The organism is bacterium (Candidatus Blackallbacteria) CG13_big_fil_rev_8_21_14_2_50_49_14, from assembly GCA_002783405.1.
Taxonomy (GTDB): Bacteria; Cyanobacteriota; Sericytochromatia; order UBA7694; family UBA7694.
Genome location: PFGG01000041.1, coordinates 31,824 through 56,580, shown reverse-complemented (window position 1 = coordinate 56,580; position 24,757 = coordinate 31,824). Strand labels below are relative to the sequence as shown.

General features: G+C 48.2%; 20 protein-coding genes. 8 read left to right on the top strand and 12 right to left on the bottom strand.

Annotation, left to right across the window (positions count from 1 at the left end; translation table 11 throughout):
* Positions 1-36: 36 nt before the first annotated feature.
* Complete coding sequence (locus tag COW20_09595) at positions 37-1,764, bottom strand: sodium:alanine symporter family protein (protein ID PIW48333.1); 1,728 nt, start codon at positions 1,762-1,764, stop codon at positions 37-39.
* 89 nt (positions 1,765-1,853) lie between these two features.
* Between COW20_09595 and COW20_09590 the strand changes: the two genes are divergently transcribed.
* Positions 1,854-2,738 (top strand): alpha/beta hydrolase, encoded by an 885-nt coding sequence (locus COW20_09590; GenBank protein ID PIW48332.1) that lies wholly within the window; start codon positions 1,854-1,856, stop codon positions 2,736-2,738.
* Here the strand turns inward: COW20_09590 and COW20_09585 are convergent.
* The gene (locus COW20_09585) at positions 2,732-3,325 is read right to left on the bottom strand and encodes a glutathione S-transferase family protein (GenBank protein PIW48331.1); all 594 of its coding nucleotides are present in this window, start codon (positions 3,323-3,325) and stop codon (positions 2,732-2,734) included. The genes COW20_09590 and COW20_09585 overlap by 7 nt on opposite strands.
* A 223-nt stretch (positions 3,326-3,548) precedes the next feature.
* Here COW20_09585 and COW20_09580 point away from each other — a divergent pair, with 223 nt between their 5' ends.
* Both COW20_09580 and COW20_09575 read left to right on the top strand, forming a co-directional pair.
* Entirely contained in the window at positions 3,549-4,346 is a 798-nt protein-coding gene (locus COW20_09580) for a radical SAM protein (protein PIW48330.1), read from the top strand.
* Between the two features lie 4 nt (positions 4,347-4,350).
* Positions 4,351-5,709, top strand: coding sequence for an adenylosuccinate lyase (locus tag COW20_09575; GenBank protein ID PIW48329.1), 1,359 nt, complete (start codon positions 4,351-4,353; stop codon positions 5,707-5,709).
* Between the two features lies 1 nt (position 5,710).
* Here the strand turns inward: COW20_09575 and rsmA are convergent, their stop codons facing one another.
* The 5 genes from rsmA to COW20_09550 form a co-directional block, all read right to left on the bottom strand.
* The gene (gene rsmA / locus COW20_09570) at positions 5,711-6,553 is read right to left on the bottom strand and encodes a ribosomal RNA small subunit methyltransferase A (GenBank protein PIW48328.1); all 843 of its coding nucleotides are present in this window, start codon (positions 6,551-6,553) and stop codon (positions 5,711-5,713) included.
* On the bottom strand, positions 6,553-7,776 hold the full coding sequence (locus COW20_09565) for a hypothetical protein (protein ID PIW48327.1): 1,224 nt from the start codon (positions 7,774-7,776) through the stop codon (positions 6,553-6,555). The genes rsmA and COW20_09565 overlap by 1 nt, the downstream gene beginning before the upstream one ends.
* 87 nt (positions 7,777-7,863) lie before the next feature.
* Positions 7,864-9,729: a peptidase S9, prolyl oligopeptidase gene (locus COW20_09560; GenBank protein PIW48326.1), complete on the bottom strand. Its 1,866-nt coding sequence runs from the start codon at positions 9,727-9,729 to the stop codon at positions 7,864-7,866.
* Positions 9,730-9,841: 112 nt separating this feature from the next.
* Positions 9,842-10,636 (bottom strand): enoyl-CoA hydratase/isomerase family protein, encoded by a 795-nt coding sequence (locus tag COW20_09555; protein ID PIW48325.1) that lies wholly within the window; start codon positions 10,634-10,636, stop codon positions 9,842-9,844.
* A gap of 90 nt (positions 10,637-10,726) precedes the next feature.
* Entirely contained in the window at positions 10,727-11,122 is a 396-nt protein-coding gene (locus tag COW20_09550; GenBank protein PIW48324.1) for a hypothetical protein, read from the bottom strand.
* Between the two features lie 214 nt (positions 11,123-11,336).
* Here COW20_09550 and COW20_09545 point away from each other — a divergent pair, with 214 nt between their 5' ends.
* Positions 11,337-12,494, top strand: a complete 1,158-nt coding sequence (locus COW20_09545; GenBank protein PIW48323.1) for a hypothetical protein — start codon at positions 11,337-11,339, stop codon at positions 12,492-12,494.
* 31 nt (positions 12,495-12,525) lie between these two features.
* Complete coding sequence (locus tag COW20_09540) at positions 12,526-13,062, top strand: hypothetical protein (protein PIW48322.1); 537 nt, start codon at positions 12,526-12,528, stop codon at positions 13,060-13,062.
* A 4-nt stretch (positions 13,063-13,066) separates the two neighbouring features.
* Here COW20_09540 and COW20_09535 read toward each other — a convergent pair whose 3' ends face one another.
* From COW20_09535 to COW20_09525, 3 genes are read right to left on the bottom strand one after another with little or no spacing between them, the layout of a single operon-like run.
* Positions 13,067-14,632 (bottom strand): 5-oxoprolinase, encoded by a 1,566-nt coding sequence (locus COW20_09535; protein ID PIW48321.1) that lies wholly within the window; start codon positions 14,630-14,632, stop codon positions 13,067-13,069.
* Positions 14,629-16,581: a 5-oxoprolinase gene (locus tag COW20_09530; GenBank protein PIW48320.1), complete on the bottom strand. Its 1,953-nt coding sequence runs from the start codon at positions 16,579-16,581 to the stop codon at positions 14,629-14,631. Before COW20_09530 ends, COW20_09535 begins: the two co-directional genes overlap by 4 nt.
* Positions 16,582-17,301 (bottom strand): hypothetical protein, encoded by a 720-nt coding sequence (locus COW20_09525; GenBank protein ID PIW48319.1) that lies wholly within the window; start codon positions 17,299-17,301, stop codon positions 16,582-16,584.
* Positions 17,302-17,462: 161 nt separating this feature from the next.
* Between COW20_09525 and COW20_09520 the strand changes: the two genes are divergently transcribed.
* Both COW20_09520 and COW20_09515 read left to right on the top strand, forming a co-directional pair.
* Entirely contained in the window at positions 17,463-18,137 is a 675-nt protein-coding gene (locus COW20_09520) for a nitroreductase (protein ID PIW48318.1), read from the top strand.
* A gap of 75 nt (positions 18,138-18,212) precedes the next feature.
* Positions 18,213-20,090, top strand: a complete 1,878-nt coding sequence (locus COW20_09515; protein ID PIW48317.1) for a phosphoenolpyruvate carboxykinase (GTP) — start codon at positions 18,213-18,215, stop codon at positions 20,088-20,090.
* 60 nt (positions 20,091-20,150) lie between these two features.
* Here COW20_09515 and COW20_09510 read toward each other — a convergent pair whose 3' ends face one another.
* Positions 20,151-21,371: a hypothetical protein gene (locus COW20_09510; protein ID PIW48316.1), complete on the bottom strand. Its 1,221-nt coding sequence runs from the start codon at positions 21,369-21,371 to the stop codon at positions 20,151-20,153.
* 291 nt (positions 21,372-21,662) lie between these two features.
* Between COW20_09510 and COW20_09505 the strand changes: the two genes are divergently transcribed.
* Positions 21,663-22,793, top strand: coding sequence for a hypothetical protein (locus COW20_09505; protein PIW48315.1), 1,131 nt, complete (start codon positions 21,663-21,665; stop codon positions 22,791-22,793).
* Here the strand turns inward: COW20_09505 and COW20_09500 are convergent.
* Positions 22,766-24,757 carry a hypothetical protein gene (locus COW20_09500; protein ID PIW48314.1) on the bottom strand — a complete coding sequence of 664 codons (1,992 nt, stop codon included), beginning with the start codon at positions 24,755-24,757 and terminating at the stop codon, positions 22,766-22,768. The genes COW20_09505 and COW20_09500 overlap by 28 nt on opposite strands.

Genomic DNA, 24,757 nt, shown 5'->3' with positions numbered 1-24,757 from the left:
AGAGGGGAGGCAAACCTCCCCTCCATTTTCATTTGCTTATTCCTTTGCAAACGGATTAATCGGCTTGTGAGCCTTAAATTCCCCTGCATCCAATTTTCTGAAGTACTGCTTCAGATCGCGTACGGCCAGATAGCCCATGCTGAGAAGAATGGGAATATTGGCCCAAAGCATCCAGCCGGTACCAAAATCCGAAAGAATACCTAATTCTCTGTCTGTGCTGATCAAAACAGGAGCAACAATCGTACCCAGCAGAAAGATTGCTTTGTAAATCATCACACCCTTGCCATTGAACATAAACACCACTCCCTGTTCACCATAATAGCTCCAGGAAATTTGCGTTGAGATCGCGAAAAGCAAGGCTGCGCCTGTGACCAACCATTTACCCAGACCCGGAAAGGCACGGTCAAAGGCATGCCCGGTTAAACTGGCTCCGACAAAATTTCGGAAAATGCTTTTGTCAGGCTGGCCATCTGCTTTTTTGATCAGGGTTGCACCCGCAGGCACCTCACCCCATTCAATATGGTCCTGACCCGCTGTCGCACCGGCTTTGATTGCGCCATAGACTTTTGCACGGGCATGTTCTCCTGGGTTTTTACCGGGGACATCCACCAAAATAAAGACCTGTGAACCCGGTTGCCATTTTTCCCAACTTGCCAACTCGGGCAAGGCCTGAACAGAAGTCGGTGCCTCCAGTTTTGCTTTTCCAGCATCCTGAACAATTGCGACAGGTCCTTTGATTTCGCCAATCGAGGGACGATTCCAGGTGCCAGTACAGAGAATGACCAAGGCCGTCAGGGTACAGATCATCAGGGTGTCGATAAAAGGTTCAAGCCCAGCCACAACCCCTTCACGGGAGGCTTCATCGGTTTTAGCAGCAGAGTGAGCAATCGGAGCAGAGCCCTGACCCGCTTCATTTGAGAACAAAGCTCTTTGCAGACCAATTTCAAAGGCTGTATAGACCCCAACCCCCACAAAGGCGCCGCCTGCAGCCACCGGAGTGAAAGCTGATTGAACAATCAAGAGCAGCATTCCTGGAATTTTATCAATATGCAGGGCCAGCACAGCCAGGCCAGCGAGGATATACATACCACACATAAAGGGAACAATTTTTTCTGCAACTTCCCCAATGCGTTTGATACCGCCTACAATCACAGCTCCCACCACCACTGCCAGCATAATGCCGGTTGCAATTTGAGGAACCCCATAATAGACATTCAAAATTTCGCCCACATTCCAAGCCTGAAACATATTGCCGCCTGTCATGGTCGAAATCAGCAGGGTAATGCAGAAAAAATAGGCCAAGGCTTTGGCCAAACCTTTACGCCAGTCATCATGTTTTCCCAGGGTTTTATCGATCACCCACATCGCTCCCCCATGGGGGTTTTGGGGATCATCGGTATTGCGGTACATCAAGGCCAGGGTGACTTCTACGGTTTTAATCGCCATGCCCAGAAAACCAACCACCCACATCCAGAAAAGAGCACCAGGCCCCCCCAAAGCGATCGCCATGGCAACCCCGCCGATATTTCCCAGACCGACCGTCGCTGATAGCGCGGCTGATAGAGCCTGAAAATGGTTAATCGCGCCTGGGTCATCGGGGCTGTCATAGACCCCCCGAATCACGGTGACACCATGTGTCACGGCACGAAACTGAATAAATTTCGTCCAAATGGTAAACAGAATGCCCGTTCCCATTAATACAAAAAATGCCCAAGGGCCCCACAGAAATTCATCTATGGTTCCCATGAGAGAAATAATATCCACGAAAGACCTCCTATGACTAGAACGAAGCAAAATCAGGAATAAATTGGATTCAGTCTAGCATTCTTTTGAGAAACTCCCTAGAATGAGTGATGATCCTGAAACTGAACAAGGAGCCCCCCATGAAATCAGGAAAATTTGTAAATACAAATGGAATCAAACTCCATCTGGCTGAAGCAGGAAAACCTGATGACCCGTGTTTGGTCTTCCTGCATGGCTTTCCTGATTTCTCACATGGTTGGCGCTTTCAGGCCGCATTTTTTGAAGAAAAGAAGTTTTATGCGCTGATGCCAGATCAGCGCGGATATAACCTGAGCGATAAACCCAAAGGAATCAAAGCGTATGAACTTGAAGTCCTGGCGCGTGATATACGGGGGCTGCTTCAATCTTTGGGGCGTAGAGTCTGGTTGGTGGGACATGATTGGGGGGGGACGGTCGCCTGGCAAGTGGCACAAACCTGGCCAGAACTTTTACATGGACTGATCTTGGTCAATGCGCCCCATCCAGAAGTCTTCTGGGAACAACTCAGAAACAATCGAAACTCCTGGTTAAAACACAGCAATCTGCTCTTTTACCAAATTCCAGGTTTGGCAGAAAAAATGCTCAGCAGTGGCGAATGGGTTCACTTCAGTGAACAGTTTAAACAAAGTGCCCGCAAGGGAACCATTACGGAGAATGATTTAAAGAAATACAGAGCCGCGTGGAGCCAACCTGAAGCCTTTAAATCAATGCTGAATTGGTTTCGCGCCGGCTTTAAAATCAAATCCGGCGCAAAAACCACACTCAAAATAGAGGTGCCCGTTTTGTTTCTTCAGGGCCTCAAGGATGAAACCCTCAGCGAAGAAATGGTCAAAGACAGTTTGGCACGCTGTAAAAATATCCAGCATATAACCATTCCCCATGCGGGTCACTGGGCGCATCTGGATCAAAACGAAAGCGTCAACGAACTGATGCTAGAATTTATCCTGGCTCATTGAGCGGAGGAGGGCTCAAACTTTAAGCCGTGGGGACGAGACTGCAAGCGCTCAACATAAGCGGCAAGGGCAGGTCGAAGCGGTTCTCTCTGAAAGACCTGTTCCCAAATAAACATCGAGCCAATTAAGATATCGGCCACCGTAAACCAATCACCAAAAAGGTAAGGCCCATCGCCGATTTCTTTTTCAATCACATCCCGCATCGCGTCATAGGCAATCCAACCGCGTGAGGGCGGTGTCTCCTGCTTCAGCAGATAATCTCCCATCGAGGGTTCAAGCTGAGAAGTGGCTAAAACCATTAAGGACAGATAACGGCCACGCTCGGGCGTATTTGGCAGCGGTGCCAGGCGCGCTTCAGGAAATTTATCAGCCAAATACAGCGCAATCGCAACCGATTCATACACACAGACCTCACCGTCTTTTAGAGCGGGTAATTTTCCGGTCGGATTGACCTTTAAAAACTCAGGCCGCTTGTGTTCTCCCTGTTTAAAATCAATCGGCACCAGTTCATATTCGATCTGCAATTCATCAAGTACCCATTTGGTAACGGTGGCACGGCTTTGGGGGTTAAAATAAAGTTGAAGCGACATTCAATCATACCTCTTAGATGTATTTTTAATGTTTACTTCAGTATACACCCAATCAAGTCAAAATAAATCCACATCAATTTTTTGTTTTAAGTTTTTTTCTTTTTCCAAAGAGAGGGCACACACAGACCTTTCTGAAAGAGAATCGCTAGATTCTGCCCCGATTGGCTTAACGCGCTGGCTGAGGATCAGGTAAAATAGAGCCACTGCCCACAAAGGAAACCTCATGCAAACCCTGACACCAGCGGAAAATATAGCCCGCAAAGAACACCCCAAACAAGAAGCCTATCTGGTTGAAGTTTTTTCAGCCATTCAAGGTGAAGGGCCGATCGTGGGAACGCGTCAAATTTTCATTCGGTTTCTGGGCTGTCATATCCAATGTGCCTATTGTGATACCCCGGCAACCCACACCAAACAACGTCAATGCCGTGTGGAACGCACGCCTGGATTGCGTGATTTTGAAAGCATCGCCAATCCTGTCCCCATTTCGGATCTACTTCAGATTGTAGAGTCGCTTGAGCGCTTTCCGGGATTACACGACAGCATCTCGCTGACGGGTGGCGAACCCTTGCAGCATTTGCGTTCCCTGAAAGCCTTGATTCCTGTTTTAAAACCCCGTTTTCCACTCTACCTCGAAACCGATGGGATTCTTTGGCAAGCCCTCGAAGCCTGTATCCAGGATCTAGAAATGATTGGCATGGACATGAAACTTCCCAGTGCGACCGGGCTGCAAGCCTTTTGGGAAGATCACGCCAGGTTTTTGACCATTGCCGCGCGTCAGAATGTCTTTGTCAAACTGGTCTTCAGTCGCAACAGTACCCTTGAAGAATTGGATCAGGCTTTGGAAATTATTTCAGGCACAGATCGCCAGATCCCCTTAATTTTACAGCCTGTCACGCCCTATGGAATCGTACGGCATCCTCCAACACCAGAACAGGTCTTGATCTGGCAGGAGCGTGCAAAACAAGCCTTGAAACAGGTTCGTGTGATTCCCCAGACCCATAAAATGATCGGGCAGATTTAGATTCATGTCGGCATTGAATGCGCTTTCTCCCCTAGATGGACGCTATTTCAAGGATATGGAGCCACTGCGGGCCGTTTTTTCTGAAGCAGCCTTGATCTATTTTCGGATCCACGTCGAAACCATCTACCTTGAACAACTGCTTGAATTCTTAGAAATTCAACGCCCAGCTCATTTTTCAGAGATTTTGAGCCAAATTCGGCAAAGACCCGATTTAATCGAAAAGGTGAAAGAGCGTGAGCAAGAAACCCGGCATGATGTCAAAGCTGTAGAGTATGTTTTAGGAGATGCCTTGGCTGAAGCGGGTTGCAAGGATCTGATCGCTTGGATTCATTGGGGGCTGACCTCTGAAGATATCAACAATCTGGCCTGGGGTCTGATGTTACAGGCAGCCATGGCGCAGGTGATTCAACCCCAATGGGTACAAATCTTTACTGAACTCAGTGCCTTTATTTCAAATCATGCTGGTTTGGCCATGCTGGCACGTACCCATGGTCAAGCGGCTTCTCCGACCACCCTGGGCAAAGAATATGCAGTCTTCGCACAGCGGCTTTTACAGGAAGTCAAGCACCAGGCGAGTCTTTTGCCGATTGGCGGCAAGCTCAATGGCGCCACAGGCAATTGGCATGTCTTTGAAAGTTTTTATCCAGAACACGATTGGCAAAGCTTTTCTCAAGAGTTTGTACAGTCTCTGGGCTTGGCCTGGGAACCCCTGACCACCCAAATTGTGGTCAAAGAGAGTCATGCACGGCTCTTTGACAGTCTGCGCCGCATGAGCAATATTTTGATCGATGCCTGTCGGGATACCTGGACCTATGTTTCACTGGGTTATTTTGAGCTGAAACGACGTGGGCAGGGAGAAGTGGGTTCTTCAACCATGCCCCACAAGGTAAACCCTGTCATGTTTGAAAATGCAGAAGGAAATCTTGAACTCAGCTGTGCCCTCTTTGATTTTCTCAGCAATAAACTGACCAAGTCACGCCTGCAACGCGATCTCTCAGACAGCACGGTACAGAGAAATCTGGGGGTGGCCTTGGGACATTTTCTGCTCGGACTGCAAAGCTTTCAAAAAGGGTTAAAACAGTTGGCGCCCCGCGAAAATGTTCTTTCAGCAGAACTAGCCACCCATTGGGAAATTCTGGCAGAGCCGCTGCAACACGCCTTGAGATTGGCCGGGCGTGAAATTCCCTATGAACAGATTCGCCAGGCGACTCAGGGCGAACAATTAAATCAGGAAAAGTTTGAAGCGCTTGTCAAAAATTTAAACATTGACCTGCCTGTTAAAAGCCCTGGCGCCTATACCGGTCAAGCTGAAAAACTGGCAAAGCAAAACGTGGCTGAAATTCAGGCCTATTTCAAATTTTAGCTCAATCAGCAGCCCCAATATCCTGGGCCAGTTCGGCCAAATCCAAGATACTGTAAGTTTCACCGCGCAAACCTAAATTCCATTTTTTTTCGAGCACAGCCACTTTCTCTGCGGCCAAATCTAAACTGCGCATGACATTGCGCAGTGTTTTGCGGCGCAATTGAAAAATACGGGTGACCAAACGCCAAAAACCTGCAGAATCACTGATTTCCACAAGGGGTTGGGTACGGGGTTTCAAATGCAAGAGCGCAGAGTCTACTTTGGGGCGTGGTTGAAATAACTCTTTGGGAAGAATTGCCATCACTTCTGTTTCAGCTGCCAGATTCACCGCAATATTCAGCACGCCATAATCTTTGCTGCCCTCGGGGGAGACTATTTTTTGGGCAACTTCATTCTGAACCATTAAAAAGATATCCGAAAACCAGGGCAATTCAGCACTGACCCCATTTTTTTTTAGGTTTTCCAGGTTCAATACTTTGTTGATAATCTCTGAGGTTAAGTGATAGGGAATATTGGCCACCAATTTGCGTTGTGCCAAAGGCAGGCCTTGGGCCCAAGGTTCAAGCGGCCAGCGCATAAAATCAGCCTCAACAAATTCCAAGCCCTGAGCGTAACCATACTCAAGTCGTAAAAGTTCCAAGAGATCGCGATCAATTTCAATCGCCGTAAGGTGCCGAACGCGTTCAATCAATAATTGTGTCAAAACGCCTGTACCCGGCCCAATTTCAAGTACATGGTTTTCCGCTTGAAGTTTCATCATGTCGACACAGAGCGCCAAAGTCTCTGGGTCTGTAAAAAAATTCTGACTGTACTTTCGCTTGGCGCGCGGTGTATATCCAGACATCAAACGGGTTTTCCTGCGCGTGTGAGTCGGGGCAATACAATCCGCACTTCAGTGCCAGTTTCTTCTGAAGCATTGATCTCTAAACTGCCTTGCAATGTGAAAGTCACCAATGTGTCAACAATTGCCAATCCCAGCCCGATATTTCCGCGCTCACGTGCGGTTGTGAAAAAGGGTTCCCGAATCCGCTTAAGATTCTCTTCAGAGATGCCCACGCCCTGATCCTTCAATACAATTTCATAGGCCGCACGGTTGTTTAAAAGCGTGGGTTTAATCGCCAATACAGCTTTCGGTATGCCCTCGGGATAGGCATGTTGCTCAATATTTTCTAAAACTCTGTTCAAGACTTCTGAGAGCAACTGGGGATATCCATCCCAAGGCTTATGCTCAGCAGCCGGATTGACTTCAAACTGAATGTCAAGATCTGAGTGGTTTTCAAGCCGATACAAATCGACGATATCTTTAACCGTATTCACAAAAATCGAAGTTTGAGGAGGCTCTTGCATCGGCTCCATATCAAGATACTGAAAAATCTTGAATAAATCTTGCAAGCGCTCCATCTGGCTCTGAATCAGGTGGGTGGCGTCCATCATCTGACGAAAGGTTTGACCCTCAGCCACAGGGCTGTCCAAGTATTCTTTCAGCAAATCCTGAGAGAGAACCATCGACATGGATTGAATCATTTCCAAAGGGCGTAGAATTTCCTGACTCATGCCGGTCACCATACGGGCCACTGCCCGGTGATGCTGACGTTCAAGGTTTAGCTCCATTTGATGGGTTTCTAAGACCTTCCTCAGGGTATTGGCGTTTGCAGACTCCAGTTTTCGGCTGATACCCGCAATCACATCTGAAAGCAAAGCAGGTGATTCTGTTAAGATTTGAACAAAATCTTTGCGACTGAGAATAAAAAACTCAGACGGTTTAAGCGCGGTGACCGTTGCTGTTCGCACCCCTCCTTCAGTTAAAGCCTGTTCACCAAAGAAATCCCCGGCTTCAAGCGTCGACAATTCAATATCGGCTCCATTATAAGCACGGCCCTCCACTCTGACAGACCCCCCCAGAATAATAAAAAGCCGATCAGCAGGGTCATCTTCTTGAAAAATGACTGAGCCACCTTCTACGCTGAGTAAAGTGCCTGCCTTCGTCAAATCCTGAAGTTGCGCATGGTTCAAATGATTTAAAAAAGGCACTGCGAGTAAGTGCTTTTCAATCTCTACATCAGCCATCTTTTCTGATACCCCTCACATTCAATCCTTTTCCATTCTAATCTACCCCATGGTCAGGAAGTAACTCTTCCTGACCCAGATAAACCCCTAGTCGAGCAAATGAGATTCTAAAAACGCTGAAACAGCTGTGTAATAATATTCAAGATTCATTTGCTTCTGAAAACCATGGCCTTCATCCTTTGCCAGAATATACCAAACCGTCTGGCCATTTTCACGCACGGTTTTTACGATTTGCTCGGCTTCTGAGGCCGGTACCCGCGGGTCATTTAAACCTTGAGCGACCAATAAGGGAACCTTGATACGGTGGGCATTCGTGGTCGGAGAAATCGATTCCAGGAAACTGCGCATATCGGGATCGCGCTCATCGCCATATTCTACACGCCGTAAATCACGCCGGTAGGCTTTGGTATTTTTGAGAAAGGTCACGAAATTGCTAATTCCGACCATATCAATGCCAGCACGCAGACGATGGGAATAATGCACCAAGGAAGCCAAAACCATATAACCGCCATAGGATCCACCCATGACACAGACCCGTTTTTCATCCAATTCAGGTTGTTGCGCAATCCAATCCAGCAAGGCTCCAATATCTTTTACAGAATCCTCACGAAGATAGCCATTGTCCAGTTTGATATAGGTTTTGCCATAGCCGGTTGATCCCCGTACATTGGGAGCAATCACTGCCAGATCCAATTCATTGATCCAGTATTGGAACATCGAAGAGAAACCCGGTTGAAACTGGCTCTCTGGCCCCCCATGAATATGAATTAAAACAGGCAAGGGACGATCCGTGTTGAGTTGAGGACGGTAATAAAAGGCAGGAATCTGCATATCGTCAAAAGAGGGATAGCGAATCAATTCTGGAGAGGCAAATTTCTGGGTATTGAGCCCGCCCACCTCACTTTCTGTCCAACGGGTAATGGTTCCCTTTTCAAATTCATAGGTATAAATATCGGCGGGTGCGTTGGGTCGGTTAAAGGTAAATGCCAATTTCTGATTATTCGGGCTGAACCTGGCATTGGCAATCAAGCCCATCCCCATTTCAAGATTTTCAAGCTTTTGAGTCTCTGTATCCATCAGATACAGTTTGCTCATGCCATCTTCATTGGTCGTCACCGCCAATTTTTTGCCATCTGGAGAGAGGTCAATTTCGGTCACGTTCCAGGGAATATGCGCGGTCAATGAGGTCATGGCACGCGATTCAAGATCTACATAATAGAGATGCTGAAATTCAGTATCAAAATCTGCGATAAAATAGATTCCTTTGCCATCGCGTGACCAATAGGCATCGCCATAGGCCACAGGGGTGTTTGTTTTGGGAAAGAGCGGGCGCATCTCGCCACTGGCCACATCCAAAATATGCAAATAGGTCTCATTCGCAGAGATATAATCCAAAAGCAGCAATTGGCTGGAATCAGGTGACCAACTCAGGGGAACCCACAAGCCTTGAACTTGGCAAACCAGACGTGTATTATCCGGGCTCTTGATATCACAGAGATGAATATCATGGTCGCGGCCATTTCTCAGGGTGCTGCTAAAGGCAAAGAGGGTGGTTCCGCGTGCCCAAAGCGGAGAGCCATTTTTTGAAAGTCCATCTGTCAGTCTTTTGCTTTGACCATTTTCAAGATCAAAATAAAAAATCTGAAAATTTTCGCCCCCACCTTGATCCATACTGTAGAGAAAGCCTTTTTCACCGGGCGCGCCACAAAAACGGCCACTCGAAATCGGTTCTCTGAAAAACGTGATTTGCTTTCTCGCTCCTCCTGGCTGTTCCAGGGTATGCAATTGAAAAGTATCGGCAAAACGCGTTGCCATCAACATACTCTCTCCATCAGGATGCCAGTCACAAAACCAGGCTGAGCGCACCTGAAGATACTGTCGTACCCGATCTGCAGTTTCAAAATAGAGATCGGGTACATTTTCTACATGCATATTTCCGGGAATCAGAACCATGGGAACTCCTTAGTGTGCATCTTTTTGTACTCAGAATAGCAGACCCAACTCAGGGCTGGGAGCCTCAGTCTATCCAAAACAAGCGAAAGCTTGCAGTGGCAACTTTACAAAATCAAGCTAAGCGAGGCGCTTTCAATCGTTCAACCATGCCTTCAAGTTGTGCGCGGAACTCAGCCGACCACCAATGCTTGAGTACCGGCCCAAACAATTGATCAAAGTCACCCCTGAGCTGTGAGAGCAAAGACTGACGCAACAATAATTTACTCGTCCCCCATGCGGTTGCATTCATACTCAAATAGTGATTGAGGCGTTCTTCTGCCTGCTCCTGCAAAGCTTCAAGCGGCAAAACTTGATGCACCAAACCTTCTGCCAAAGCCTCTTCAGGCAACATCAGAGAACCATTGAGCAAATGGTGATAAGCTTTGCCTTCCCCCATGGCTGCGGCATAGAGATAATAAATCGTGGGCGGAACGACAATGCCCACAGGCACTTCATTGAGACCAATTCGATAGGGGCCTTCAGCCATCAGACGCTGGTCACAACACAGGGCAAGCACACAACCACCCGCTGGGCTATGCCCAGAAATGGCTGCCACAATCGGTTTGGGACAAGAGATCATTTCAAGAATTAAAGCCGTAAAATCCTGCCAAAACTGACGCATGGTGTCTGCATCATAGCCATAGAGTTCAACAACGTCTAACCCCGCTGAAAAATAACGGGGTTGGCCCGTCAAAATCGCACCTTTGATGGAATCATTCTGCTTCAGCTCAGCAATGGCCTGTCTCAATTCATTGACCAGGGTGGAATTGATTGGATTCGCTTTGCCGCGTTGAAGCGTAATTTGCATGCGATCCTGAATTTGCTCAGCCTTTAGCGTGTCCATACTGAAATCCCTTTTTTTATGCATTATACCGCTGAGTGTGTGGTGAAGCAGAACCGAAACGAAAAAAAGCCCTGGCAAGTGCCAGGGCCAAGTTCAAGGGTAAATAAATTGTTTCTAATAATTGAAAATGGGTTTGACCTGCATGTCCACAACAGGGGTTACTTTGATTTCTTGGTTTATTTCAGCAAAGACCACAGCGGGGTCTTGACCCATGGTACGAATCAAGCTGCTGATATTGACGCGAGGATTCACAGGTTCCATCAGATAGATATTGAGTTGAGGATGATAGTTGACTGTCCGCAGACCATAACGGCTATTGAACTGTCCCAGAGCGGTGCGACTGGCATCTTGACGAAAACGCACAGCAATTTGACCAATATTTGCTGGAGCCTGATAAGTCTGAACCAAGGCAGGTGAGCTGGCAGAATTGGGAAGTACAGCGGTTTGACCACAAGCGGTCATCAAAAGTGCAGTGCTGAGAATGGGGAGAATGTTTTTCACGGATTTCATAATTTTAATATTCCTTATGTCTGATTTAGTGTTTTCTTAACCTTAATGAAATCATTATAGAGCAATTTTCATATTTGTGTCAATATATGTATAAAATATTTTTTTAGGTATATATATAACCAATAATACATACAAACAAAAAGGAGGGATCGGAACCTGAGCAGGCTTCGGTTATAATAAAAAACATTGCAGTACTCTCAAGGGGAAATAGTTCATGATTCAGAAGCATCTGACCCGCTGGAGCCTTGGATTTTTGGTTTTTACGCTCCTGCCCTACCAAGCTCAGGCCACATCACCAGAACAAAAACAGACGATCCAAAAATATACCCAGGCTTTTGCTCAAAACCCTGAAAACTGGTCGGCCCTTCTGTTTAGAGGCAATACCTACGCACAATCTGGCAATATGGCCGCTGCCCTGCGAGATTATAACTATATTCTTGAGCGCAATCCGAACTTTTTGGACGCCTATAAACGGCGTGGCATGCTTTTTGAACAAATGCGTAAATGGGACAAAGCGATTGACAGCTATACCTCCTTTATAGAAATGCATCCCAAAAATGATCAGGGCTTTATGCTGCGCGGCGATGTATTTGCCCGTAAAAATCAATGGGATCAAGCGCTCGATGATTATGCAAGTGCGGCCAAACGCAATTACAAAAATGGGACAGCCTATTTTAAGCGTGGAAATATCTACTTTCAACGCAATCAATTAGACACCGCTTTAAAAGAATATCTCAAAGCTACCCAGGTTCAACCCACCCTTTCTATGGCCTATGATAAGATTGCCGCCTGTGCCCTGCAGATGAATGACTTGGAACTCTATATTGATTCCTTGAGTAAAATCCTGGAAATGAACCCCACGCGAACGGATATTCTGATGTCACGGGCAAAAGCCTATTTGCTTACACAGCAACAGGATCTTGCTTTTGCAGATTTTGACGCTGCCCTGAAGCAAAATGGAAAATTGGCTGAAGCCCTGTATTTTAGAGGCGAACACTATCGCACGCAACAAGAATGCACGCTCTACCGTCAGGATTTGAGAAAAGCCTGCCGTCTGGGCTTTGGAAAAGCCTGTAAACCCCAAAAATGCAAGCCCAAACCTCCCGTAAAACCCCCTGTCTCGGCCCAAGGCGCAGCAGGTACAGGCTCAACAACCAACGAAGCGCTTCCACCGGCAGAAAGAAAGGCACCCCCTTCGACAACAAAACCCGTCCCCCCTCAAGAAAAACCCAAGCCTGTGCCAACAGCAAAACCCACCCCCCCAAAGCCCAAGGCACCTCCCAAGCCCAAAGCGACGCCTAAACCCAAGGCTCCGCCCCCAGCCGATGACTTACCCGACTTGGACGATCTGCCAGATTTAGATAAACTTTAAGCAAAATCATCAAAACTATCGGAGGAATTGAATGCGTAAAACCTTACTTTTTACTGTTCTGGCGTTTGGAATTTCAGGGCTTGTTTCCCTGGGAATGCCCAAAACCCTGGCCGCAGGCCATGAAGAAAAACCCTTGCCTCAAATTCCTGGGATCACAGCCCCCGATCAAAAACCTTCGGCCTGTGTAGATTGCCATAAAAATTACCCTGAAATGAAATTTGATGCACGTTTAACTGTGGTTTTAAAGGGCTGGCAAAAAGCAGCTGATGAAAAAATTCTGGCAAAAGCACAGGGAACCATGCCTGCAGGTATCAAGCTTGAGGGCAAACACCCCGATGTTTCACATTTGATTAAAACAATTCCCAATGACTGTCTGATGTGTCACAGTACCCAAACCAGTACCCCCCAAAGGGTGCCTGAATTCAGAAAAATGATTCACGCCATCCATTTGGTGGGAGGAAAAGACAATCATTTTATCAGCAACTATGGGGGCACCTGTACCCACTGTCATAAATTGGATCCCAAAACAGGGGCCTGGAGCATTGGCAGCGGGCAGGAACAGCCCTAAGCCCCTATTCAGGTTTTAAACCCCAACCACCGCCTCCGGGTGTTTCAATTCGGAGGCGGTCACCGCTTTGCAGCGAAATTTGAACCTTACCTGGCAATTCAATTTCTTGCGGCCCGCGTTGCAGACTATTTTTCCCTTTGGCACCAGAACTCCCGCCCTGCAGCCCATAGGGTTGAAGTTTGCGGCGTTCTGTCAGTAAAGTCAGCTCACAATCAGATAAGATTTCCATTTCACGAATCAGCCCCTCTCCCCCAGGAAATAGCCCAATACCCCCCGAACCCTCACGCAAGGCATACCGCCTGACCCGCAAAGGATAGCTCAGCTCCAGGGCTTCAATGGGGGTGTTCAGGGTATTGGTCATATGGCTGTGAATAGCGGATGCACCAGCTCCAAAAGGACTGGCGCCCATGCCCCCCCCGATGGTTTCATAATAGGCAAAGGGTTGGCCCTGATAAATTCCACCCAAACTTAAGTTGTTCATGGTGCCCTGACTGGCCGCAGGAATTTTATCTGGAAGCGCCTGGGCCAAGGCCCCCAATAGAACATCTACCAACCTTTGCGAGGTTTCGACATTGCCGCCCACCACAGCCGAAGGAAAGCAGGCATTGACCAAACTGCCTTCTGGCGCAATCACCTGAATCGGCTCAAGACACCCACTGTTAGAAGGCACTTCGTTGTCCAATAAACACCGAAAAACATAAAATACACTGGAGAGGGTCACTGCCAAAATGGTGTTGATGCAGCCCCGTGTCTGCGCAGAGGTACCGCTGAAATCCACAAGGGCCTGCTCCCCCCGAATTTCAAGTTGAAGTTTGATCCACAAAGGCTCCTGCTGATAACCATCGTCTTCTAAGGCATCTTGAAAGGCATAGACCCCATCGGGAATCTTTGCAATCACGGCGCGCATCATACGCGAGGCATAAGCTTGAAGGGCTTTTCCCATTGAAGCCACCTGCTCCGTACTCTGCGAAAGACAGAGCGTTTTTAGGCGTTCAATCGCAATTTGATTGGCCGCATTTTGGGCCAGCAAATCGCCTTCTCTTTCAAGCGGAGTGCGAACATTGTTGAGAATCAAAGCCAATAAATCTGAGTCGATCTGAGCTTTCTTGCGCCATTTCAAAGGCGGAATTCTCAAGCCCTCCTGAAAGATTTCGCGTGAAAGCGGCATAGAACCAGGGGTCATGCCACCCACATCGGCATGGTGGGCACGATTGGCCACATAAAAGCGTGGCTTTGGCTCACCAGGTAGAAAGACCCCCTCCACCATCGTGATATCGGGAAGATGCGTTCCGCCAGCAAAAGGGTCATTGAGCAAGACACTGTCTCCCGGTTCAAATTGAAGCGCTTGAATCGCGGCCTGAACAGAAAGCGGCATGGAACCCAAATGTACGGGCAAATGCTCAGCCTGAGCCAGCAATTGGCCTTGTGCATCAAAAATCGCACAGGAAAAATCTCTTCGCTCCTTGATATTGGAGCTGTAGGCACTGCGACACAGTGCAGCTCCCATTTCTTCAGCAATGGCACGAAAACGGTGCTTATAAATTTCAAGTTGAATCGGATCTGTTTTCATGCTTGCTCCTGAATCCACAAATGCCCCCAGCCATCCAACCAGGCCTCAAACCCAGGCAAAACAAGCGAAGTTGAAGTTTCTTCAAGGATCACAGCGGGGCCCTGAATCAAGGTTTCTGCGGGCAAAGCGGCACGCTGATAAAAAGCTGTTTCTAAACGTCCTGAATCAAAGCCAACGGTTCGAGAAAACAGCAAAGCCTCTGAAAGACTGGTTTGAGGTAAAATCGGAGCAGAAATCAAAGGTTTTTGACCGGGACGGGTCACCCGTAAACGCAGGGTCACCCATTCAGGCGAAGATTCTGGTCGTGAAAAATGATGAAGCTGCGCATGCTTCTCATGAAAATCGGTTTCGGCATGGGGCCCCCAGGCAACGGTTAGCTCATAGGATTGTCCGGGATAACGCAAATCCACTTGATAAACACAATCCAAACACTCCAAAGAAGTCTTAAAAGCCTTTTGAGCCCTGAGTTCAAGGCGTTGAAAAGCGGCTCGAACAGCCTGATAATCGCCCCCTTTACACTCTCCCAAAACCGTCAGCGAAAAATCACGGATTTCAGGCGCAAAGAGCATGCCCCAAGCTGAGAAAACCCCAGCATAAGCTGGAATCAAGATTTGCTTAATACCTAAACTACGCGCCAATTCACAGGCGTGCAAGCCCCCAGCTCCGCCAAAACAAAAAAGCAGATAATCGGCAGGGTTTTCACCTTTTTCAACGGAGACCACCCGCAGGGCACGTTCCATTCGCGCATTGGCAACCGCCAAAGCGCCCAAGGCAACCTTTTCCGCAGTCAAACCAATCGCCTTTCCCAGCTCAGTAAAGGCCCGCTCAAGCCCTTGGGGTTTCAAGCTCAAGTTCCCGCCCAGTTGAATCCCCTCTGGGATGCGTCCTAAAAAAACCTGGGCATCTGTGACTGTCAGATCCTGGCCTTTGCCATAACAGAGCGGCCCGGGATCCGCCCCGGCACTTTCAGGGCCCACACGCAAGGCGCCCCCCGCATCATAGCGGAGTATCGATCCGCCCCCTGCTCCCACCGTATGAATCGCCAACATGGGAACTTTCAGGGGAATTCCACTGATCTGCGTTTCGGTTTGCAGAGGCAAGCTTTCATTGATCAGGGAGACATCGGTAGAAGTTCCCCCCATATCCAAACTCAGCAGGCGTAGCTTACCCAACTGTTGCCCCACTTCCCAAGCCCCCAAAACACCCCCTGCAGGCCCCGATAAAACACAGCGAACAGGTTGTTCAGCCACTTCTTCAAGGGCAATACTGCCGCCATTGGATTGCACCAAACGACAGGGGAGTTCCAAAAGTCCTTGTTTTAAGGCCAACATATACCGCTGCATCACGGGTTGCAATGCAGCATTGGCGACGGTGGTTGAAAAGCGCTCAACTTCACGGTATTCCGGTAGAATTTGACTGGAAAGCGAAATACTCCACGATCTGTTTTGCAGAGCACGCAAAAGCATCTCTTCATGTTCTGGGTTGCGATAACTGAACAAAAGACAAATGGCGACGGATTCAATTTCAGAGGGCAAGCCCTGCAATAAACGCGCCACACTCTCCTCAGTTAAAGGCTCTAGAATTTCTCCTTGAGAACCTATCCGTTCACTGACCTCAAAACAATCCTCGCGAGGTATCAAGGCCCCCACAGGCTCTGTATGCAGCGCATAGAGTTCAGGCCGGTTTTGCCGCCCGATCTGCAAAATATCTTTAAATCCTGCACTCACCAGCAATGCCGTTCGGGCTAATTTCCGCTCCAAGAGCGCATTGGTCGCCACTGTCGTGCCATGAATCAAAGCCTGTGGTTGAGAAGGAAAGCGTGAAAGCCCTGCTAAAACGGCCTGGGCGGGATTTTCAGGGGTTGAAAGCAGTTTCTCAACGAGCAGTTTTCCAGCTTGCAAATAGACACAATCCGTAAAGGTTCCCCCGGTATCAATCCCTGCAAACATTTAATTGAATAAGCCACCTAAAAATTCAAACACAGCCCCGACAAGGTCTCCCATGCCCTCGGCCACTGCGCCCACACCTTCTGCCATCGCACCGACCCCTTCAGCCATACCTTCAGCAAGTGCGCCAACAGTTTCAGCAGCCACCCCAGCCCCTTCGATCAAGGCACCGGGGGCACTTAAAAGGGCTTCGCCGGCCCCCGGTAAAGCTTCTGCTACCGCCACACCTGCATCCATGATTTCTGGAGCAAACCAAATCGCTGTTTCTACGGCCTCAGCAGCCACCTCCCAGGCAAGAATATCTGAAACACTGGGCTCTCCCTGCTCCAAGGAGACACCCGGTTTTAAAACAGGTTTGACCTGGGGAAGTTTTTCACCCTGCTTTAAATTTTCAGCCACCAGCAGCAGCTCGCCGGCATCCAGCCAGTACCCCCCACAGCCAGGACAAACATCCAATTCAACCGGGTATTGACTGCCCCATTTAAATGTTTTTAAGGAAATATCTACACAATGTGGACAGGATCTGGCTTGACCTGCTTCTGGATTTTTTACTTCCCAACCTGTGGCATTCATTAATTGATCGGCCTCAGGGGTATTTTTGAGAACTTTTTCAAGTTCCCCACGGTCAAACCAGATGCCTTTGCAGCCCATCAAACAGACATCTACTTTGACAGGTGGCACTGAAATTTCGCAGAGGGTTTCTTGACAGGCAGGACACAACATGGTGGATTTTCCTTTTCAGCTGATATCTTATTATACGTCTCCCTTGCCAGCAAAGAAATCAAAGCCAAACTGATCCAGGTCAAGTATCCAGCCTGATCCTCGTCAAGGTGGTAAGCTGCTCTTTACGGTAAGATGATATTCATGTTCTTGAAAGGATACGCATGCAAGATCCCGAAACTTTTTTGCACTTGATTCAATCCCGTCACAGCAAGCGGGCCTATCTGCCAAAGCCTGTGCCCCGTGAACTTCTCGAAAAGATTTTAAGCGCAGCGGCTGAGGCTCCCTCCTCTAAAAATACCCAACCCTGGGGTGTTTCGGTGGTAATGGGCAAAGCACGTGATCAATTGTCTGAATTGCTCTGTCAAAAATTTGATGCCAATGAATCTGAACCCTCTGATTATCAGTACCATGAAGAACCTCTGCGCGAAGCTTTTATGCAGCGCGCCCGGGAATGCGGCTATGGCTTGTTTGAACTGAAAGGGATTGATCGTCAGGATCGCACCAAACGCAAAGCCCATAACCGTGAAAACCTAACTTTTTTTAACGCCCCCGTTCAAATGATTTTTCATTTACCAACAGGGGCTGAACGGGGTAATTTTCTGGATCTCGGCTTTTTTATGCAAAATATCATGCTGGGCCTTGTAGCCTACGATTTGGCTTCTTGCCCACAGTTCAGCCTGACGTCCTATAGTCAAACCATTCGAAAATTTTTAAAACTTGAGGATCGCCTACTCGTCTGTGGCATGGCAGTGGGGTATCCTGATCCTGAGGCTTTAGTCAATCGCTATATTCCCCCGCGTCTGCCTTTGGCAGACTATGTGTCCTGGTTTGAATAAGTTTTAGCTATGCAAGGGTTGGAAGATCAAGCGATCGAAAACCAACCCCCAACATTTGAGAGGAAGGTCTTATAAATGTCGATAGAATTAAACGCTCCGGATTATGTCCGCAATACAGAGGCCCTGGCCTGGATTCAAGAAGTGGTCAAGCTCTGTGAACCCAACGCCATTCACTGGTGCGATGGCTCACAGGAAGAATACGACAACCTATGTCAACTCATGGTGGATAAGGGAACTTTCAAACGGCTAAGCCCTGAAAAACGCCCCAACAGTTATCTTGCCTTCTCTGACCCAGGGGATGTCGCCCGCGTTGAAGATCGCACATTTATCTGCAGTCGCCGCAAACAAGATGCAGGCCCAACCAATAACTGGATGGATCCCAAAGAAATGAAAGGGATTCTGCATCAAATCTTCAAAGGTTCGATGAAAGGGCGCACGCTTTATGTGATTCCCTTCAGCATGGGCCCTTTGGGTTCCAATATTGCGCAACTGGGCATTGAACTTTCAGATTCTCCCTATGTAGCCACCAATATGCGTATTATGACCCGCATGGGCAGTAAAGTTTTCGAACTGATGGGGGAATCAGGCGAATTTGTGCCCTGCCTTCATTCAGTGGGCATGCCCCTGGCAGAAGGCCAAGCAGATGTCACCTGGCCTTGTAACAATGAACAGAAATATATTGTTCATTTTCCTGAAGAACGCTCTATTTGGAGCTATGGCAGTGGTTATGGCGGCAATGCCTTGCTGGGCAAAAAATGCTTTGCCTTGCGTATTGCCTCAGCCATGGGCCGCGACGAAGGTTGGCTCGCTGAGCATATGCTGATCATGGGCATTGAAGACCCCAGCGGTAAAAAGACCTATGTGGGAGCCGCTTTCCCCAGTGCCTGCGGTAAAACCAATTTCGCCATGCTGATCCCCCCCCAAAGTTTTCTCGACAAAGGCTGGAAAGTAACTACCATTGGCGATGATATCGCCTGGTTAAAACGTGGGGAAGACGGTCGGCTTTATGCCATCAACCCTGAAGCGGGTTATTTTGGGGTTGCGCCAGGAACCTCTTATAAATCCAATCCCAATGCCATGGACTCCATCAGATCCAATACAATTTTTACCAATGTGGCGTTGACTCCCGATGGGGATGTCTGGTGGGAAGATATGTCTGATGAAATTCCAGCTGAGCTCACCGATTGGCAAGGCAACCCCTGGACTCCGGATTGTGGCAGAAAAGCAGCTCACCCCAATGCCCGCTTTACAGCCCCAGCCTCACAATGCCCCTCGATCGATCCCGATTGGGAAAACCCCCAAGGTGTTCCGATCAGCGCGTTTATCTTCGGTGGCCGTCGTGCAACAGCCGTTCCCTTGATTTACCAAGCTTTCAATTGGAATTTTGGGGTATACCTGGCTGCCACGATTGGTTCAGAGACCACTGCAGCAGCTCAAGGCGCCTCGATTGGATTGGTGCGGCGTGACCCCATGGCCATGCTGCCTTTCTGTGGCTACCATATGGGAGACTATTTCAACCATTGGCTTGAAATGGGGCGCAATACCCCCAATCCTCCCCGCATTTTCTGTGTGAATTGGTTCCGCAAAGGGCCTGAAGGAGAATTCCTCTGGCCAGGTTTCGGCGAAAATATGCGTGTCCTGAAGTGGATCGTTCAGCGTGTCAATGGGCAGGCCTATGGAATTGAAAGCCCCCTGGGCTGGATGCCAAAATACGAAGACTTGGATTGGGAAGGGCTTGAAAATTTCAACCTCGATCATTTCAACGAAGTTATGTCGGTGAACCGCGAAGTCTGGAAAGAAGAAGTGCTTTCACATCAAAGCCTTTTTGACAAACTCTATGATCGTTTGCCCAAAGAATTTCTGCTGATGCGTGAACTCTTACTTTCCAGTCTCTGGCGTTCTCCTGAACGCTGGAAAATGGTGCCCGAACGTTATGTGGATATTGGCCACTAAACTGAAACCGAATTAAAACAAAGCCCCTCCAAATTGGAGGGGCCTTGTTATTATGGGGGCTTAGGTAGCAGGCGTTGCTGTTGCCTGAGGTTCAGGCGTTGCTGTGGCCTCGGGTTCAGGCGTTGCTGTGGCCTCGGGTGCTGGTGTAGCAGTAGCCTGGGGTTCAGGTTGAGGGGGTGGAGAAGCCTGTTCTCCAGGTTGCCCTGGAGCGGGCGGCATCTGGCCTGGCTGCATTCTGGGCATGGGGCAAGGCCCTGCTGGCCCTGCCTGACCGGGCTGCATTTGACCTGGTTGCATCTGGCCTGGCTGCATGCTGGGCATATTCATGGGATTCATAGGTCCAGCGGGCATGGGCTGCTCTTCTTGCATGCCAGGCTGCATTTGTCTGGGCATTTGACCATTCGGGCCAGGTTGACAGCCATTGGGAGGCATCATGGGACGCGCACAAGGTGGAGCCACCAAGGTTCGGCCAGTATCTGGCTCTCCCGTTTTGATGATTTTCAAAGCACCTTGAGCATTGATTTCAAATTCACCTGCTTTGAGATTACGCGCTTCCCCATTGGGGCGTGGGATATCAATCGAACCATCTTCCTTGGCCTTAAACATGCCACAGACCTTGGGCATCATATCTTGTCCAGGCCTCTGGGGGGGAAGGGGCATGAAAAATCTGTCGCCACGCAATTCCTCTCTCGGAGGAGCCTGAAGGTTAAGTGCTTGGCCAGGTTTGAGTTCGAAACGTTGAACCACTTGATTGGCAAGATCATGGCGCATAAAGACGCCTTCCTGTTGCACGAACTGCGGTTTCTGCTCATCAAACTGACCATCTCGGTTAAAATCAAATCCTGAAAGATTTTCTTGAAAGGCCAGTTGGCCATTTTCACCTTTTGAAAAACGGGAAACGCCGCGCATCACCAATTTCCCATTTTGTTTTTGTTTGGGATCAATGGGCATCACAACAGGTGCTGGGGCATCTTTGTACTGTACCTCCAATTCTGTTGCATCTGCAGGCAGATTCTGGAAGCTGATTTGACCTTGTGCATCCACCGAATAATTCACGGCTTTGCCATTGGCAATAATCGATTGAATATCGTTTGCCTGCACAGCCGTAGTGGTTCCATCTACTTCTTTGTTCAGGGTCAAACTTAAATAATCTTTAAGAGCTGCCTGCACCTGGGGATTGTTTACCAAGGAACTTAAATCGCCACAGGCACTCATGCCTGTCGCCATCAAAACACTCAAACTCGCCATCAGACCCTTTTGATAGATTTTCTGAATTTTCATCGCTCGTTCTCCTTGCCATTTTGTCATGTTTTTTATTTACATCTTTAACATTAGCACCAAAGATTCTAATCAGTGCTATTAACTTATCACACTGAAAATGTGATTTTCGTCAAATAATTGAATCTAGAAAGAAAATTGTGATTATTCCAGGCTTTCCTGCATCAGGGGCAAGTGCAAAACTGTGGTAAAATGAATCAATAATTCAATTAGCTCTGTAGTCCTTTCAGAGAGCTTAAAGCCCTCAGGTCTTCGAAGGAGAAGCAATCCATGCAGCCACCTATGCAGAACAGGATGAGTATTCGCTCTACCCGTCCTCTTTCTGCCACGGCTCAAGCTTCTGGAACTTCCGCGGCGACTCGCCCCTTGCACAGACCCGCCTCGCCCCCCTCCCCCAGCCGCCAGTTGCGTTTACAGCTTGAACAATTAAAAGCGCGTTGCCAAGGTTTAGAAAGCAAGCGCAAACAAACCCTTTCCCCAGTTTTCAGACAAAGCTTGGAAAACCAGTTAAAAGCGCTGAATGCCCAAATTCAGACCCAAACCTTGGCATTGCTCAAAGCACAGAGTCTTGAACGTATTCCCAAGTTAAGAGCTCTTGAACCCCTGCTCCAATCCCCCGAGCCCCCTGTATGGCAAGAAATTTTAAGCATCTGGCAAACACTCTATCCTCCAGATAGCCTGATTTTTCCAGAAACAGATCAACAGAGTGCTTTCAATGCCTGGAATCATCTGATGATTCAGATTCTTCACACCTTGATAGAAAAGCAACCCCCACCCCCACAAAGCTGTACTTTGCCTGAGGTGCTTCAAAATAAGTTTCCCTTTATCCAAGCCCTTGAAACTGAAATTTGGTCGCGCTTGGTCAGCGTCTTAACCACCAATCTAGAGATCCCAGCAAAGCCTGTTCCTGAAACCGCTGAACCTGAAGCCGCCCCTGAAGAAAGCTTCGAAATTCTTTCCTTTGAGCTTCCCGAAACGACAGAATCTGTGCCCCAGGAGAATGAAGCAGAAGCCCAAATCAGTTCAGCCCGAAAAGACGGGGCAGAATTGGAAGTGCGCTTTGATATGGGCGCAGGCCGTTCTTTGATTCGCAATAAAATGGGAATTGTGCTCAATCAGCACAAAAAATCCTATCAAGAATATCTCGATTTGGGCTTTAGTTGTATTGACCTGGTTGTTGAATCAAACTTTACCCAAACAACTCCCTTACAAGAAGCTGTCAGCCATTTTCTCGAAGCGATCAGTTTGAACAAAGAGCGACATGAAGCCTATTTTGGATTGGGATACCTTTACAGTTTGGTGAGAGATATTAACCATGCGCTCTATTTCCTGGATATCGCCTGGAAAATTTCGCACAATCCTTCAATTCAAGCCTTTATCACAAAGGTACGTGATTCTTACGGCGTAGCTTCTAACGCTTCCTGAGGCGGATTGACACGACGCAATTGCAAAATGCCCTTGCGAGGATAGGCCTGGGTAATTTCAACCCAAAACTCGCTACCCTCCTGTAAATCTGCAGCATCTCCCAAGGGAAAAGGGGTGTCCAGACAATAGTCAGGGAGATGGATAAACATTTTTTCAGCTGTTTTGGTTTGTACACGCGCCGGATAGATTCGCGGCGTGGGCAAGCTTTGAAAAAATTTGTATAACCAATAGCGATAATTTTCTCTCTGAATATAATTGGCACTAAAGACTGCCTGATCAGAAAGCGCTATCAGTTTTTGGATATCCTCTTCTGTATAGAGGCTGTTTTGGGAATGCAGCCAATGCTTGATTTGTCGATGCAGAATCAAATCATTGTAGCGGCGGATCGGCGAAGTGAATTGCGTATAGACATCCAATCCCAATCCATAATGCAGGCCAGGTCTGACCGTCATTTCAGCGCGCTTCAGCAAGGGTTTGCCAGGTGATTTTTCTTCATTGGGCGCTTCCTGCGTTTTATAGATCAAAGGAATCCGGGCTTCACTCAGCAAACGGGCCACCCAATGGTTTGCCAGAATCATCAATTCAGAAACCAAGAGTTGTGCGGGAGAATCTCTTTCGACCCGCTTCAGAAGAATTTCTTTTTCTGAACTCACTTTGATTCGCAGTTCAGGGCGGTTAAATTCAACGGCTCCGCGCGCCAAGCGCTGCTCACGGTGATGTTGGGCCAATTGAAACAATTTTTGCAAAAGCTGATGTTCTTCGAAGATCTGATCGACCTGATCATAGCTCATGCGGTTTTTCACTTCGATCAAGGTTTCATGAATACTGGCTCCCTGAACTTCAAGTTCAGCGTTGAGATCGAGGGCTACCGATAAGGCAAGCCTGGGCTGACCTTCTACCAAACTGCAAAGATCCTGAGACAGGCGGATCGGCAGCATTTCAATTTTTCTTTCACAAAGATAAATCGAGGTAAAACGGCGAGAGGCCTCCTGATCCAAAGGTGTATGGGGCGTGACAAAAGCAGAAGCATCGGCAATATGTACCCAAAGGCGAAAACCTGAGGGTGTTTCTTCCCAGCTGAGGGCATCATCAATATCTGTGGTTTCAGCATCATCAATCGTAAGTGTTTCTAAATAGCGCAGATCTTTGCGATCAGCTGGGCAGACTGAAGAGACTTCAGGCAATTGTTCCACATAATCCAGCAATTCCCTCGAAAATAGCAAAGGCACCTGGTGTTCAATCAAACTGAGGTTGATATCTTCATCCCACACCCCTGAGCGGGTTAGGGTTTTCAGACACCGTTCTTCAAGGGGGCCACCTGTTACACCCGCTTCATCATAGAGTTGGCTGACCACCGAAAAATGAGTCGATCGGCGGCCAATCACTGCGACATCCTGCAATAAATGCAAAGCTGATTGAGCGCCATCGGGAGGCAAATGGGGGGAAGTTTCGCAGTTCGCAATCCAGTCACAGAGCGCACGGCGGCTCTTCTTTTTATCTTCTTCCCGTTTTTGTTGGGCCTGTATTTGAGCCACCACTTCTTCTGAGCGGGGAACAAAGCCCTCATCGCCTTTACGTTCAAAATAGAGCCGATCAGCGCTCAAAGACCTGAGCAGGCTTGAAACCTCCAAATCGCCTGGCTGTGAAAAACACATTTCTGCTAGAGAATTCAGGTCAAGAGAGTCCTCTTCGCCGCTGACAACTTCCCAAAGGGTATTCAAATCAACAGGCAAAGCTTCCTGGCGAAGCTTTTCAGACCAATCTTTCAAAGCAGCCACGCGCTCCATTCTGCTCATGCTTTGAGGAAGCGAGCGCTTTAAAGCGTGAAGAATTTTGCGTTCATGTAAATTGAGTTCTTTATTGTTTTCAGCAAGAATACGAATATGTTGGGGGTTGCTAAACTGGCAAACCCCCACCATCACTTCATTTTTTTGCAGAAACTCGACAATCGTTCCAGGTTGCAC